This window comes from Agrobacterium sp. 22-221-1, assembly GCF_053522445.1.
The window spans coordinates 94,430-108,125 of record NZ_JBNWCL010000005.1 but is presented as its reverse complement, the minus strand read 5'-3'; the positions used below and the strand labels follow the sequence as shown (position 1 = coordinate 108,125).

Sequence of the window (13,696 nt, the reverse complement as noted above, 5' to 3'; positions counted from 1 at the left end):
CAGGCATCTATACGCAATTGCGAGGGGCGAGCCTTACGGCTTGCCCTTTTGCCATGTGACCTGCTGGTTATAGAGCGGCACCGTGGAAATCGCCATCTTGGCAGAACCGTCGGTCAGCTCCCGCGCATGCACCAGATAGATCAGCGTATCGTTCGCCCTGTCATAGACGCGGCTGACGACGAGCTTCTTCCAGACCAGCGACATGCCCTGCCGGAACACTTCCTCTCCGCCCTTGGAGAGATCGATATCGCCGATCTCCACCGGTCCCGTCTGGCTGCAGGAAATAGCGTTGTTGGAAGGGTCTTCGAACCAGTTGCCGTTCTTCAGGCGGTCGATGACGCCGCGCTCGAAATAGGTCACATGGCAGGTCACGCCCTTGATCTTCGGATCGGCGATCGCCTCGATGACGATGTCGTTGCCGATCCAGTCGACACCGACCTCACCGACCACCTGCGAATGCGCCGCTGTCACCGGAAGCAATGCCAGAAAGCCCGCAAACAAACCCGACAGAGTTTTCATCGTCATCGCATCTTCTCCGTTACGCTATTTCAAACATAAGTGCGCGGAACGGTTACGCAACCCGGGAGACGGCGCGTTTTTTCATGCTGCAGGGCTGGTAACCGGTGGAGGTGAGACGCCCCGCGACCATGCCGATCTTTTCCGGCAGATCGCGAATATGGGCGACGCGCAAGGCCTTGGCCGCCGCAATCGAAGCGGCCGCGCAGACGACGGCATCCTCGGCGGCATTGTGATGCACGAAACGCAGCTGGAGATGATGGGCGATGACATTCAGCTTGTGCGAGGCCAGATTGGGCCAGACATGCCGGGCGATCTTGACGCTGCACAGATAGGAAAGATCGGGATAGGACTGCCGGTATTTATCGAAGGACGCCCGCATGACGCTGAAATCGAAGGCGGCATTATGGGCGATCATGGTGGCGCCGTGGAAGTCGTCGATGAACTCCTCCATCACCTCGGGAAATTCCGGCGCATCTTCGACGTCGGCCGGGCGGATGCCATGCACGGCGATGTTGAAGGGCGAAAACCGCATGTCCTTCGGCCGGATCAGCCGTTCCTCGACGCGAACGATCTCGCCGCCCTCTATCCACGCAAGCCCGACGGAGCAGGCGCTGCCCCGTTCCTCATTGGCGGTCTCGAAATCGATGGCGATGGTTTTCAAGAGTGATTCCCGTTGTTTCATTCCGGCATAGACCGGATTGACGTCAAAGAGAACCGGCCTCGGCAGAACCCGCCTCCGAAAGCATCCAGTCGATGAGCGTCACCAGATCGGGATTATCAAGCATCCGCCGCGGATAAACGAGGAAATAGGCGAGCGTGCTGGCCATGTCCTTGCCGAAGGGCGCAATCAATGCACCTTCCGCAAGCTCGCGGGAAACCAGCGAACGCCGGGTCAGCGCAATACCGTGCCCGGCCTTGGCCGCATCCAGCGCACCATTGCTGTCGATGAAGACGGTGCCGCCGGAGGCATCGACATCCGAAGCCCCCGCGGCCTCCAGCCAGCGCCGCCATTCATTGCGGTTTTCATCGTGCAGAAGCGGAATGGATTTGAGCTCCCCCGCCTCCTGAAGCGGCCCATATTTTTCCAGAAGCTGCGACGAACAGACCGGCAGGGTGCCGTCATCGATGAAGCGGATGCTCTCCAGCCCTTCATACCGACCGAACCCGTGCCGTACCGCCAGATCGACATCATCCCTCGAAAAATCCACCAGCCGGTTCGTCACGCTGATGCGGACATCCACATGCGGATGTTGCTGCTGGAAGGCAGGCAATCGCGGCATCAGCCATTGTACGGCGAAGGTCGGCGTGCAACTCAGCGTCAGAACCGTGATCTCGGAACGCGCCGTCAGTTCGGCCGTCGCCTCGCGCATCATCCGGAAGGCGGTGCGAAGCGCCCCGTAATAACGCTCCCCCTCGCGCGTCAGCTGGATGCTGCGCGGCTTGCGGAAAAACAATTGCACACCAAGGCGCGCCTCCAATTCCCGGATTTGCAGGCTGACCGCACCGGGCGTGACATTCAACTCATTGGAAGCAAGCGTGACGCTGCGATACCGTGCCGCGGCCTCGAAGGCCTGCAACCCTTTCAAAGAAGGAAGTTCGGCTGCCATAGTTTAGCTCACCTCAATTATCGAACGAGAAACAATCGTTTGAAAACATCATAAAACAGGGAGTAAATAGACACAACAAGACCTGAAACGCAGTGAAAACCACCCATTTCCAGTTTGAGCTAAACTCAACCGATATCGGGTGGATGGCGGCGAACCCGCCTGCGATCATGTCGATACTCATGCTTTTGGGAGATGACGATGGCGATACAGAAACAGATGGATGCCAGTGAATGGGCGATGCTTGTCGCGCTTTCGCTTCTCTGGGGCGGATCGTTCTTTTTCATCGGCATCGCCGTCAAGGAACTTCCCCCCGTCACCATCGTCACCCTGCGCGTCAGCCTGGCGGCAATCGCGCTTCTCATCGTCTGCCGCATCATGGGCCTTCGCCTGCCGCGTGAATGGGCGGTGTGGCGCGCCTTTTTCGGCATGGGTCTGCTCAACAACATCATCCCCTTCTGCCTGATCGTCTGGGGTCAGACCCACATTGCCAGCGGACTAGCCTCGATCCTCAATGCCACCACGCCCCTCTTCACCGTCATTGTCGCGCATTTTCTCACCGCCGACGAGAAGATGACCGGCAACAAGCTCACCGGCGTGCTGATCGGCTTTGCCGGCGTGGCGACCATGATCGGCCCGGCCGCCTTCACCGGCTCATCCGGCCTCTGGGGCCAGATCGCCATTCTCGGCGCGGCCATCTCCTATTCTTTCGCGGGCATATTCGGCCGCCGTTTCAAGGCCATGGGCGTGCCGCCGCTGATGACCGCCACCGGCCAGATTTCGTCTTCGACACTGATGCTCATCCCGGCCGCCCTTCTCATCGATAAGCCATGGACGCTCGCCATGCCGGGCGTCGGCACCTGGGGCGCGCTTGTCGGCATCGCCCTCTTGTCGACAGCGCTCGCCTATCTGATCTTCTTCCGCATCCTCGCCAGCGCCGGCGCCACCAACCTCGCCCTCGTCACCTTCCTCATTCCCGTCAGCGCCATCCTGCTCGGTTCGCTGCTTCTCGGCGAGCAACTGGAGATGAAGCACTTCGCCGGCATGGCAATGATCGCCGCCGGTCTTGCGGCGATCGACGGCAGGCTGCCGGCAAAACTAAGAAGCCTGCTGCGCAACGCACCCGCTTGACAGGGTCATGCGGCAAAAGCATTCTGCGCGCATGATCGCAACGAAACAGAACATCACCCGTCGCCATACCATCACCGGCCACCCGGCAGGCAGAGGTATGTCGTCGCGTTAAGCGATCCATTTCCACCCTGCCACTAGAGCAGGGTCCGCAAACCTGCTCCCATACGCCCAAGGAGACAGGCATGCAGAACATGAAATTTGCCGATAGTGAAGATTCGCAATTCAGCTTGAACGAAGTCGTCCTGCGTGCGGCGCGTCTGGACGATGCCGAAGCCCTGACCGAAATGTTCAACCTGCCCGGCGTCCGTCACGGCACGCTCCGACAGCCGTTTCAGTCCGTTGAAAAAACGCGAAAATCGATGGAAAACCGCGGCCCGAACGATATCGCCATCGTTGGCGAATGGCGTGGAAAGATCGTTGCCAATGCAGGACTGTTTCGCAGGGCGGGAAGGCAGTCCCACATCGCCGATCTGGTGATCAGTGTTCACGACGATTTTGCGGGCAAGGGCGTCGGATCATATATCCTCACGGCGTTGATCGACACGGCCGACAATTGGCACGATATACGCCGCATCGAGCTCAACGTATTCACCGACAATCTCCCGGCAATCCGGCTCTACGAGAAATTCGGTTTCGAACGTGAAGGCACCCTGCGCAACGACGCCTATCGTGACGGGAAATACGTCGATGCCCACGTGATGGCGCGTCTTCGATAGTTCCGGTCAGTTGTCCAGGTGATCCGCAAACACTTCCCGAATGGTCCGCCGCGACCATTCGGCCATTTTGTCGTTACGTCCGCGCTCCGCATCCAGCACGATCAAAGCCTTCCACAGCGCCCAGCCACGCCCGCGCTGCCATGTCGCCTCATCCAGCTCCAGCGCCCGGCGAAAAACGGCGCGGCTTTCCGCATCGAGCACATTCCAGGCGAGGATGAGATCGGAAGACGGATCGCCGACGCCGGAACTACCGAAATCGATGACGGCCGAAAGCCGGCCGTCCTTCACCAGCAGATTGCCCTCGGCGATGTCTCCATGCACCCACACACCCTGCTTCCGCCAATGGCTCGAAAGCGCAAGCTGCCATATCTCCATGGCCAACACCTGATCCACCTCATCGGCAAGCCGCACCGCCGAAGCCTTCGCCTCCCCGTCATAGACCGAAAGCGAGCCGCCGCGATGGAAATTATGCGCACCTGCGGGTGGGCCATCCGAAGCATCCACCCCGTGCAATGCCCTTAAAAACGCGGCAACATCGATGGCGATGGTTGAAAGATCAACGCGATCCAGATCCCGGGCGAGCGGTTCGCCCTCAAGCCAGCGATAGACGGACCAGCGGAACGGATAACCCTGTCCCGGCTGCCCGAGCGCCAATGGCGCAGGGATCGGAAAAGGCAGGAGCGGCGCAAGCGCCGGCAACCACCGATGCTCCTTCTCGACCTGCGCAACATACCGGGCGGCACTTGGCATGCGGATCAGCATGTCGTCGCCAAGACGGAAGCTGCGATTGTCCCAGCCGCTCAGTTCCACCGGTCGGATATTTAACCCCGCCCATTGCGGAAACTGGCTGTCAACCAGCGCCCGGACCTGCTCTGTACTGACGACAATGCGGTCATCCATGCTGTGCTCTCCGTGTCAGGCGCAAAGCTCTAGCGGCAGAGAACAACATTGCCATGACGGTGTATCAGCCGCCGATCAGGGCCAGCCACTCGTCCTCGTCCATAGTCTGCACACCCAGTTCCGTCGCCTTGGCAAGCTTGGAACCCGCCCCCGGCCCTGCCACCAGAATATCGGTCTTTTTGGAAACCGAGCCGGCCACTTTCGCGCCGAGGCTTTCGGCGCGCGCCTTCGCCTCGTCACGGGTGAATTTTTCCAGCGAGCCGGTAAACACCACCGTCTTGCCCGCCACCGGACTGCCATCGGTCGAGGGCTTTTCGGCTTCCTTCGGGCGAAGCTGCCGTATCAGCCGGTCGATGACATCGAGATTGCGCGGCTCCTTGTAGAATTCGATGATGGCGCGGGCCACCACCTCGCCGATACCGTCGATGCTATTGAGTTCGGCCCAGGCATCGCTCGCCGGATCGGCCGCCGCCTTCATGCTCTCTTCGAAATGTTCATAAGTGCCATAGGAGCGCGCCAGAAGCTTCGCCGTGGTCTCACCCACATGGCGGATGCCGAGCGCGAAGATCAGCCGGTGGAGATCGATCTCGCGGCGGGCATCGATGGCGTCGAACAGCTTTCTGACGCTGACCTTGCCGAAGCCGTCGATATTCTCAAGCTTGGTCAGATGCGAGGCTTCCTGCCGCGCCTTCAGGGTGAAAATCTCGGGCGCGGTCTTGATCGAGAGCGCCGGATCGTCGCTTTCGAAGAAGAAGTCTATCTGCTTGGTGCCCAGCCCTTCGATATCGAAGGCATTGCGCGAGACGAAATGTTTCAGGTGCTCCACCGCCTGCGCGCGGCAAACGAACCCGCCCGTGCAACGCGTGACCGAATCGAGCTTGCCGGTCTTTTCATTACGCTCCCGCACCGCATGGCTGCCGCAGACCGGACATTTTTCCGGGAACGCATATTTCACCGCATCAGCCGGGCGCTTTTCCAGAAGCACGTCCAGCACCTGCGGAATGACATCGCCGGCGCGCTGCACGATCACCGTATCGCCGATGCGGATATCGTGGTCCTCCGGGCGGATACGCTCGCCGCTATTGCCGATGCCTTCGATATAATCGGCATTATGCAGCGTCGCATTGGTGACGACGACACCGCCAACAGTGATCGGGGTGAGACGCGCCACCGGCGTCAAAGCACCGGTGCGCCCCACCTGGATTTCGATATTCTCGACGGTGGTAAAGGCCTGCTCGGCCGGAAATTTATGGGCGGTGGCCCAGCGCGGGCTGCGCGAGCGGAAGCCAAGTCTTTCCTGCAGATCGAGCCGGTCGACCTTATAGACCACGCCATCGATATCGTAATCGAGATCGGGCCGCGCGACGCCAATTTCATTATAATGCTCAAGCAATTGCTCGGCGGAGGTGAATCGCTTCATCAGCGGGTTGACCGGAAATCCCCACTCCCGGAATTTCTCGACGATGCCATATTGCGTATCCGCGATCCGCGCCGGCTGGCCGCCATTCGAAACCTCGCCCAGCGCATAGGCGAAGAACCGCAGCTTGCGTTTCGCCGTCACATTGGCGTCGAGCTGGCGCAGCGAACCGGATGCCGTGTTGCGCGGGTTCACATAGGTCTGCTTGCCTTCGGCCTCCATCTGGGCATTGAGCGCCAGAAAGTCGCTCTTGGCCATATAGACCTCGCCGCGTACTTCCACCACATCGGGCGCATCGGCGGGCAGCTCGTTCGGAATTTCCTTGATGGTCCTGATATTGGCGGTGACATTCTCGCCCGTCGTGCCATCACCGCGCGTCGCCGCCGTCTTCAGCCTGCGGTTCTCATAGCGGATCGACATGGAAAGCCCGTCAATCTTCGGCTCGGCGGTGAAGGCGATGGAATCGTCCGGCAGATGCCCGAGGAAGCGATAGACGGAACTGACGAAATCCCGCAGATCCTCTTCCGAAAACGTGTTGTCGAGCGACAGCATCGGCCGCGCATGCACGATGGGCGCAAAGGTCGGAAGCGGCGCGAAGCCGACTTTTTTCGACGGGCTGTCGGCCCGCACCAGCGCCGGGAAAGCCGCTTCGATCGCATCGTTGCGACGCTTCAGCGCGTCGTAGTCCGCATCCGAAATCTCCGGCGCATCCTTGCCATGGTAAAGCGCATCATGGCGCGCAAGTTCGGCCGCCAGAAACGCAAGCTCGGAAGAGGCTTCAAGCTCGGTCAGGTTTTCGACGGGAATCTGGTCTTTCGACATGGGAGAAGCCTCACGGATGAATCTGCAATGCTTTTAGCGAATTATTGCCAAACGCAAAACCATCCTCGCTTTTCAACAGGCAGGAATCCGCTATTCTGAACATCCGGATGAAACAGATGCCGGAGCCTCCCATGGACGTCACGACCCTCATTGCCTTTGCGGCAGCCTTCTTTGTGTTCGCAGCCAGCCCCGGACCGGACAATATGACGATCGTTGCCCGCACGATCACCCATGGCGCCGCCTCCGGCCTCGCCTATGGCGCGGGAACCGTGGCCGGAATTTTGATCTTCCTCACACTTGCAGCCTTTGGCCTGTCCATACTCGCCGCCGAAATGGGAACTCTCATGGCGGTACTGCGCTATGGCGGTGCAGCCTATCTGGTGTGGATAGGCATCAGGCTCTGGACGGCGGAACCTATCGTTCCCGATCTGCAGCCGGTGAGTGCCGGGCGTAGCCTCATCTCGCTATTCGCAACTGGAACCGCGCTCAATCTCGGCAATCCGAAAATGCCGCTCTTTTACGTCGCGCTGCTGCCGAACGTTGTCGGCGCTTCACTGACGATCGATCACCTTGCTGCCCTGGCAACGGTCATCATCGCGGTGGAGGCGATTGTTATTGGCGGTCACGTTCTTCTCGCCGTACGAACGAGAAAACTGCTGCGGGAGCCGAAAATCATCCGCAGGGTGAACCGGGCGGCAGGCGGGATCATGATCGGCTCCGGCGTCGCGGTGGCCGTCAGCCGTTAATCCTTGGCGGCAAGCAGGCGAGCCGCTGCAGCCCTCGCCTCGTCCGTCACCGATGCACCGGCAAGCATGCGGGCAATCTCTTCGGTACGGTGTTTCGGCTCCATGGTGGCCACGCGCGTGGCGATACGCTCGCTGCCGTCGCCGGATGGGCCTTTGGAAATGAGAAGATGAGTCGCCGCCCGTGCCGCCACCTGCGGCGCATGGGTAACGGACAGAACCTGCACGGTTTTCGACAGGCGGCGCAGGCGCTGGCCAATAGCATCCGCCACCGCGCCGCCGACACCCGTATCGATTTCATCGAACACCAAGGTCGGTGCCGAACCGCGATCCGCCAGCGCCACTTTCAGCGCCAGCAGGAAGCGGGACAATTCACCGCCCGAGGCCACCTTCATGATCGGTCCCGGCCGTGTGCCCGGATTGGTCTGGACGTGGAATTCCACCGTGTCGATGCCGTCGGCCGTCGCCTGTTCGGCATCGGAGGTCACCTCGACGGTAAACCGCGCCCGCTCCAGCTTCAGCGCCGGCAGTTCTGCCATCACCGCGTTAGAAAGCGCATCCGCCGCATGGCGGCGTTTGTCGGAAAGCGATTGCGCGGCACGGTCGAAATCGGCCTTCACCACGCCGAGATTGGCCTCGAGCTTGCCGAGCTTTTCTTCGCCGGCATCGAGATCGGCGAGATCGGCCACCATTTTTTCGGCGAGAGCCGGCAGATCGGGTACGGCGACATTGTATTTGCGCCCGGCAGCACGTAGCGCAAACAGTCGCTCCTCCACCCGCTCCAGCTCACGCGGATCGAATTCGGTGCGGCGCAGCGCCGCCTCCACTTCCATCTGCGCATTGGAAAGGCTGTCGAGCGCGGCGTCCAGCAATTGCACCGTGTCTTCCAGCAATCCCGGCGCTTCGTGGCTCTTGCGCTCCAGACGCCGCATCATCGACGCGATGACAGGCACGGGCGAGGCATTGCCGTTCAGAAACTCGCTTGCCTCGGCGATATCGCCGGCAATGCGTTCGGATTTCTGCATCACCGCCCGGCGTTCGGCCAGCTCGTCCTCTTCACCGTCGCGCGGCGAGAGCGTTTCCAGTTCCTCGACGGAGGAGCGAAGGTAATCCGCCTCGCGCGCTGCCGCCTCCACCTTGGCGCGATGCGTCTTCAGGGCACGCTCGGCGTCCTTCCAAGTGCGGTATAGGCCTTGAACGCCGCGAGCCTCATCGCTCAGCCCGGCAAAGGCATCCAGCAGCGTGCGGTGTGCATCGGTATCGACAAGCGCGCGATCATCATGCTGACCATGAATCTCGACCAGCAATTGCCCGAGCTGGCGCATCATCTGCACGCTGATGGCCTGATCGTTGATATAGGCCTTGGTGCGACCGTCAGAGGATTGCACCCGGCGGAAAATCAGGTCGCCATCGTCGTCGAGACCGTTTTCACGCAGGAGAAGCCGTGTCGGGTGATTGTTGGGGACTTCGAAGGTGGCGGTGACCTGCCCCTTCTCTTCCCCGTGCCGCACAAGGCCGCCATCGCCACGGCCGCCAAGCGCGAGCGAGAGACTATCGAGAAGAATGGATTTGCCCGCACCCGTCTCGCCCGTCAACACGGAAAGGCCCGCCTCGAAACCGAGGTCGAGCCTTTCGATGAGAACGATATCGCGAATCGAGAGCTGGACCAGCATGGCCTATGCCCCGTCTCAGGCGCCGATGAGCTTCTTGCCGGCGCGCGAAATCCAGGACCCCTTGTTTTCCCGCGGCTCCAGCCCGCTGCCCTTCAGCAGCTTGTAGGAATCCGAATACCATTGGCTGTCAGGATAGTTGTTGCCGAGAACGGCGGCCGCGGTTTGCGCTTCGTCCACCAGGCCCATCGCATAATAGGCTTCCGTCAGACGCGCCAGCGCTTCCTCGATCTGGTTGGTGTTCTGGTACTGCTCGACGACGATGCGGAAACGCGAAACGGCGGCGAGGTATTCCTTGCGCTCAAGATAATAACGTCCGACCTGCATTTCGCGGCCGGCGAGCTGGTCGCGGGCGAAACGAATCTTGGCCTGCGCATCGGCGACATATTCCGAATCGGGATAGTCGTTGACGACCTTGTTCATCGCCTCGACGGTGCGCTGTGCAGCGCGCTGGTCCTGCGTCACGTCGGAAATCTGCTTGGAATAGGCAAGACCGATCATGTACTGAACGTAAGCGGCATCCTTGGAGCGCGGATATTGGCGCAGGAACCGGCTGCCGTTGGTAATGGCCACATCGTTCTTGTTGGTGCGCGTGGCAATGAAGGTCTGCATCACCAGCGCCTTCTGGCCCCATTCGGTGAAGGGGTACTGCTTGTCGATAGCCTCGAACTTGCGTGAGGCTTCCGTCATGTTACCGGCGTTCATGTTGGCAAGCCCCTGCTTGTACAGAACATCCGGCGGATCGGTCTCGACGCCGAGCTTGGTGATGTCGATATCCGGATCGGACTGGCAGGCCGTGACGGCGACACTCGCGCCGACCAACATCAACGAGACGGCGATCCCCCGAATCGTACCCTTCATTGCACCAGACCCTACATGCTTCATTCGACAGTTCCCACTTCCCGCGCAAATACATAAGCATCGGCTTTGCACTGGCGTTCTAGCCATAAAAGCATCCGCAGGGCAACGCAATGATGACGCATTAACGCATTTTTATGGCATCGACCCGTGCAATCGCATGAATATCAGGCGATATTACGCAACTTCCTGTTCGCATCGCGAAAAAGCCGCCCCAAAGGGAGCGGCTTTTTCTGTCAATTGATAGCCTGCGAAGGAATTCACGCAGACCAGGGTGCGAATTCCGGCATGTTGACCGCAACGAATTCGCGGGCGCGCACCATCTGGTTGCGGGCGGCCGGCGCTTCAACGATCTCATAGGCGGTGCGGTCGCTCAAAAGCGCCTTTAGCGCATTCGCATTGACCTTGTGGCCGCCGCGATAGGAGCGGTAGCAGCCGATGAACTGTGCGCCGGCAAGCGCCAGGTCGCCCACGGCGTCCAGCGTCTTGTGACGAACGAATTCGTCTTTGGCGTAACGCAGGCCTTCCATGTTGATGACGCTGTTGTCGTCGGAGATGACGACCGAGTTCTCAAGCGAGGAGCCGAGCGCATAACCGGCGGCCCACAGGCGCTCCACATCACGCATGAAGCCGAAGGTGCGGGCGCGCGACAGCTCGTTCTTGAACGTATCCGCCGTCAGGTCGCCCTTCCAGGACTGCTTGCCGATCAGCGGCGTGTCGAAATCGATGTCAACCTCAAAGCGAGTACCGTCATAGGGACGGAACTCCGCCCAGGACGCGCCCGAATCGATACGCACCGGCTTGATGACGCGAATATAGCGGCGCTTCACGCCGAGGCTCTTGATGCCGACCGATTCGATCGCTTCGATGAAAGGTGCGGAGCTGCCGTCCATGATCGGCGCTTCAGGACCGTCGACTTCAACGATGAGGTTATCGAGGCCCATGGCGTAGATGGCAGCCATGACGTGCTCGATCGTCGCCACCGACTGGGAAAGCGAACGGCCGAGCACGGTGCACAGGTCGGTATTGCCGACATTGGCCGAAACCGCCTTCAACTCGGTAACGCTGCCATTGTCATGAAGGCGGTGGAAGACGATGCCCGTTCCGGCTTCTGCGGGCTGGAAGGTCATCGAGACCGGATTGCCGGAATGCACGCCAATGCCTTTGAGCTGAACAGCATTTGCGATAGTTGTCTGAAATCCGAGCAGTCCGATAGTCATGCGAATATGCCTTGTTTTGCAAACCGCGCCGTTTGAGCGCCGTTCAAGTTTTCGAGCCGGTTTGGCAACCGGCCAAGTCCGTGTTTTCCTTTACCCAGCCTCATACATACGCACATGTAGGTGCCACGACAAATCACTGTTCGTTTCGGATTGTTACACGCGTAAACCTTTGAAAAAGCGAATTAATTTAGTGTTAATAACGCAAAATAAACAAAACGCCCGGATCGTGAAACCCGGGCGTTCGAAGAGGCGGATGGAATCGCCCTTAGTTGGACTGGCGGCGCAGGAAGGCCGGGATTTCCAGCTGGTCGTCGTCGTGATGGCTGGACGATGCAGGCGTTGCGCGGCCGTGATCGTCAAGCTGGCCACGACGCGGTGCGTAGAGGCTGGCTTCCGGCGAAAGCGGGGCGCGGCGCTGCTGCGGCGCCATGCTCGGCGCATCCATCATGTCGGACGGAACTTCTTCTTCTTCGCGGCGACCAAGCGAGTTGGTGATGCGCTTCAGAAGACCCATCGGGCCACGCTCTTCCTGAGCGGCAGGAGCGGCGTGGGTGCGGTGGTCCAGCTCGGCCTTCACGACCGGCGGGAAGTCTTCGACCTTCGGCATGCGTACCGGCTCGGGCTGGCGGGCAACCGGTGCGGGTTCCTGGTAGACAGGAGCCTGCGGCTGCTGCATGCGCGGCGCCGGAGCGGCAACCTGTTCCGGAGCATGGTAGACGGGCGCCGGAGCGACCGGTGCCGGAGCAGCCTGCTGAACCGGCTGGGCCGGACGGAGAGCCGCCGGCGCTTCAGCCGGAGAAGATGCGAACAGCTTGCTCTGCGGACGGAAATCCTGAGCCGGCTGCTGGTGTGCGGCGAAACCGAGTTCGCGTTCCATTTCGGCTTCCGCCGAACGGATGGTCTGGGCGATCGGGTCTACGGCCTTCTGTGCCTGCGATACTACTGGAGCAGGCTGAACTGCGGCCGGAGCGGAAGCAACGGCCGCGGAAGGACGGATAAGCGGCTTGGCAACGGCTGCTGCGGCACGCATATCGGCAACGTTCTGCTCGCCGACGCCAGCAACGCGGTCGATGCCGGTCGCCACTACGGAGACGCGGATGAGACCTTCCAGAGCTTCGTCGAAGGTTGCGCCGAGGATGATGTTGGCGTCCGGATCGACTTCTTCGCGGATACGGGTCGCAGCCTCGTCGACTTCGAACAGGGTAAGATCGCGACCGCCGGTGATGGAGATCAGCAGGCCCTGTGCGCCCTTCATCGAGGTTTCGTCGAGCAGCGGGTTGGCGATTGCCGCTTCCGCAGCTTGCATCGCACGGCCCGGACCGGAAGCCTCCCCGGTGCCCATCATCGCGCGGCCCATTTCACGCATGACCGAGCGAACGTCGGCGAAGTCGAGGTTGATGAGACCTTCCTTCACCATCAGGTCGGTGATGCAGGCAACGCCCGAATAGAGAACCTGGTCGGCCATGGCGAAGGCGTCGGCGAAGGTCGTCTTGTCATTGGCAATACGGAAGAGATTCTGGTTCGGAATGACGATCAGCGTATCGACGGACTTTTGCAGTTCCTCGATGCCCTGTTCGGCAAGACGCATGCGGCGGCCGCCTTCGAAGTGGAAGGGCTTGGTGACGACGCCAACCGTCAGGATGCCCTTGTTGCGGGCTGCCTGAGCGACAACCGGAGCAGCACCCGTGCCGGTGCCGCCGCCCATGCCGGCGGTGACGAAGCACATGTGGGTGCCGTTCAGGTGATCGATGATCTCGTCGATGCATTCTTCAGCGGCGGCTCGGCCGACTTCCGGCTGGGAACCGGCGCCGAGGCCTTCGGTGACGTTGACGCCGAGCTGGATGACCCGGTCTGCCTTCGTCATGGTCAGCGCCTGCGCATCCGTATTGGCGACGACGAAGTCGACGCCCTGGAGGCCAGCCGTGATCATGTTGTTGACAGCGTTACCACCACCACCGCCGACACCGAAAACAGTGATGCGTGGCTTCAGCTCGGTGATATCAGGCTTTTGCAGCTGTATCGTCATTTTAGCATTCCTTCTTTCTCTGGCCGCATCGCCCCGCTGGCCGATTCTTGAAAACTCAACTCTGAAACCT

The 13,696-nt window shown here is 60.6% G+C and carries 12 protein-coding genes; 3 read left to right on the top strand and 9 right to left on the bottom strand.

Annotated features, from left to right (window positions below):
- Positions 1–33: 33 nt before the first annotated feature.
- From ACQZ5N_RS09545 to gcvA, 3 genes are read right to left on the bottom strand one after another with little or no spacing between them, the layout of a single operon-like run.
- Positions 34–525 (bottom strand): CreA family protein, encoded by a 492-nt coding sequence (locus tag ACQZ5N_RS09545; protein ID WP_020810267.1) that lies wholly within the window; start codon positions 523–525, stop codon positions 34–36.
- 46 nt (positions 526–571) lie between these two features.
- The gene (locus ACQZ5N_RS09540) at positions 572–1,180 is read right to left on the bottom strand and encodes a 3'-5' exonuclease (RefSeq protein ID WP_003522337.1); all 609 of its coding nucleotides are present in this window, start codon (positions 1,178–1,180) and stop codon (positions 572–574) included.
- Positions 1,181–1,223: 43 nt separating this feature from the next.
- On the bottom strand, positions 1,224–2,126 hold the full coding sequence (gene gcvA, locus ACQZ5N_RS09535; RefSeq protein ID WP_448732771.1) for a transcriptional regulator GcvA: 903 nt from the start codon (positions 2,124–2,126) through the stop codon (positions 1,224–1,226).
- A 198-nt stretch (positions 2,127–2,324) separates the two neighbouring features.
- On the opposite strand from gcvA, the gene ACQZ5N_RS09530 reads away from it, so the two are divergent.
- Together ACQZ5N_RS09530 and ACQZ5N_RS09525 are read left to right on the top strand one after the other, a co-directional pair.
- On the top strand, positions 2,325–3,254 hold the full coding sequence (locus tag ACQZ5N_RS09530) for a DMT family transporter (protein WP_448732770.1): 930 nt from the start codon (positions 2,325–2,327) through the stop codon (positions 3,252–3,254).
- A gap of 182 nt (positions 3,255–3,436) precedes the next feature.
- Positions 3,437–3,970: a GNAT family N-acetyltransferase gene (locus ACQZ5N_RS09525; RefSeq protein WP_020810271.1), complete on the top strand. Its 534-nt coding sequence runs from the start codon at positions 3,437–3,439 to the stop codon at positions 3,968–3,970.
- Positions 3,971–3,976: 6 nt separating this feature from the next.
- On the opposite strand, the gene ACQZ5N_RS09520 is transcribed toward ACQZ5N_RS09525, so the two are convergent.
- Together ACQZ5N_RS09520 and ligA are read right to left on the bottom strand one after the other, a co-directional pair.
- On the bottom strand, positions 3,977–4,870 hold the full coding sequence (locus ACQZ5N_RS09520; protein ID WP_448732769.1) for an aminoglycoside phosphotransferase family protein: 894 nt from the start codon (positions 4,868–4,870) through the stop codon (positions 3,977–3,979).
- A 64-nt stretch (positions 4,871–4,934) separates the two neighbouring features.
- On the bottom strand, positions 4,935–7,109 hold the full coding sequence (ligA, locus tag ACQZ5N_RS09515; RefSeq protein ID WP_448732768.1) for an NAD-dependent DNA ligase LigA: 2,175 nt from the start codon (positions 7,107–7,109) through the stop codon (positions 4,935–4,937).
- A 131-nt stretch (positions 7,110–7,240) separates the two neighbouring features.
- Here ligA and ACQZ5N_RS09510 point away from each other — a divergent pair, with 131 nt between their 5' ends.
- Entirely contained in the window at positions 7,241–7,855 is a 615-nt protein-coding gene (locus tag ACQZ5N_RS09510; RefSeq protein WP_448732767.1) for a LysE family translocator, read from the top strand.
- Here ACQZ5N_RS09510 and recN read toward each other — a convergent pair.
- The 4 genes from recN to ftsZ form a co-directional block, all read right to left on the bottom strand.
- Positions 7,852–9,525, bottom strand: coding sequence for a DNA repair protein RecN (gene recN, locus ACQZ5N_RS09505; RefSeq protein ID WP_448732766.1), 1,674 nt, complete (start codon positions 9,523–9,525; stop codon positions 7,852–7,854). The two genes, ACQZ5N_RS09510 and recN, sit on opposite strands and share 4 nt — an antisense overlap.
- 15 nt (positions 9,526–9,540) lie before the next feature.
- Positions 9,541–10,407, bottom strand: coding sequence for an outer membrane protein assembly factor BamD (locus ACQZ5N_RS09500; RefSeq protein WP_448732765.1), 867 nt, complete (start codon positions 10,405–10,407; stop codon positions 9,541–9,543).
- A 233-nt stretch (positions 10,408–10,640) separates the two neighbouring features.
- Complete coding sequence (gene lpxC, locus ACQZ5N_RS09495) at positions 10,641–11,600, bottom strand: UDP-3-O-acyl-N-acetylglucosamine deacetylase (protein WP_448732764.1); 960 nt, start codon at positions 11,598–11,600, stop codon at positions 10,641–10,643.
- A 265-nt stretch (positions 11,601–11,865) separates the two neighbouring features.
- Positions 11,866–13,626 (bottom strand): cell division protein FtsZ, encoded by a 1,761-nt coding sequence (ftsZ, locus tag ACQZ5N_RS09490; protein WP_448732763.1) that lies wholly within the window; start codon positions 13,624–13,626, stop codon positions 11,866–11,868.
- Positions 13,627–13,696: the final 70 nt, after the last annotated feature.

What these genes read in the sequence shown, in the direction of transcription:
- ACQZ5N_RS09500 (WP_448732765.1), bottom strand. Translation starts at nt 10,407, where the DNA reads ATGAAGCATGTAGGGTCTGGTGCAATGAAGGGTACGATTCGGGGGATC.
- ACQZ5N_RS09525 (WP_020810271.1), top strand. Translation starts at nt 3,437, where the DNA reads ATGCAGAACATGAAATTTGCCGATAGTGAAGATTCGCAATTCAGCTTG.
- ACQZ5N_RS09545 (WP_020810267.1), bottom strand. Translation starts at nt 525, where the DNA reads ATGACGATGAAAACTCTGTCGGGTTTGTTTGCGGGCTTTCTGGCATTG.
- lpxC (WP_448732764.1), bottom strand. Translation starts at nt 11,600, where the DNA reads ATGACTATCGGACTGCTCGGATTTCAGACAACTATCGCAAATGCTGTT.
- ACQZ5N_RS09520 (WP_448732769.1), bottom strand. Translation starts at nt 4,870, where the DNA reads ATGGATGACCGCATTGTCGTCAGTACAGAGCAGGTCCGGGCGCTGGTT.
- ACQZ5N_RS09530 (WP_448732770.1), top strand. Translation starts at nt 2,325, where the DNA reads ATGGCGATACAGAAACAGATGGATGCCAGTGAATGGGCGATGCTTGTC.
- ftsZ (WP_448732763.1), bottom strand. Translation starts at nt 13,626, where the DNA reads ATGACGATACAGCTGCAAAAGCCTGATATCACCGAGCTGAAGCCACGC.
- gcvA (WP_448732771.1), bottom strand. Translation starts at nt 2,126, where the DNA reads ATGGCAGCCGAACTTCCTTCTTTGAAAGGGTTGCAGGCCTTCGAGGCC.
- ACQZ5N_RS09510 (WP_448732767.1), top strand. Translation starts at nt 7,241, where the DNA reads ATGGACGTCACGACCCTCATTGCCTTTGCGGCAGCCTTCTTTGTGTTC.
- ligA (WP_448732768.1), bottom strand. Translation starts at nt 7,109, where the DNA reads ATGTCGAAAGACCAGATTCCCGTCGAAAACCTGACCGAGCTTGAAGCC.
- recN (WP_448732766.1), bottom strand. Translation starts at nt 9,525, where the DNA reads ATGCTGGTCCAGCTCTCGATTCGCGATATCGTTCTCATCGAAAGGCTC.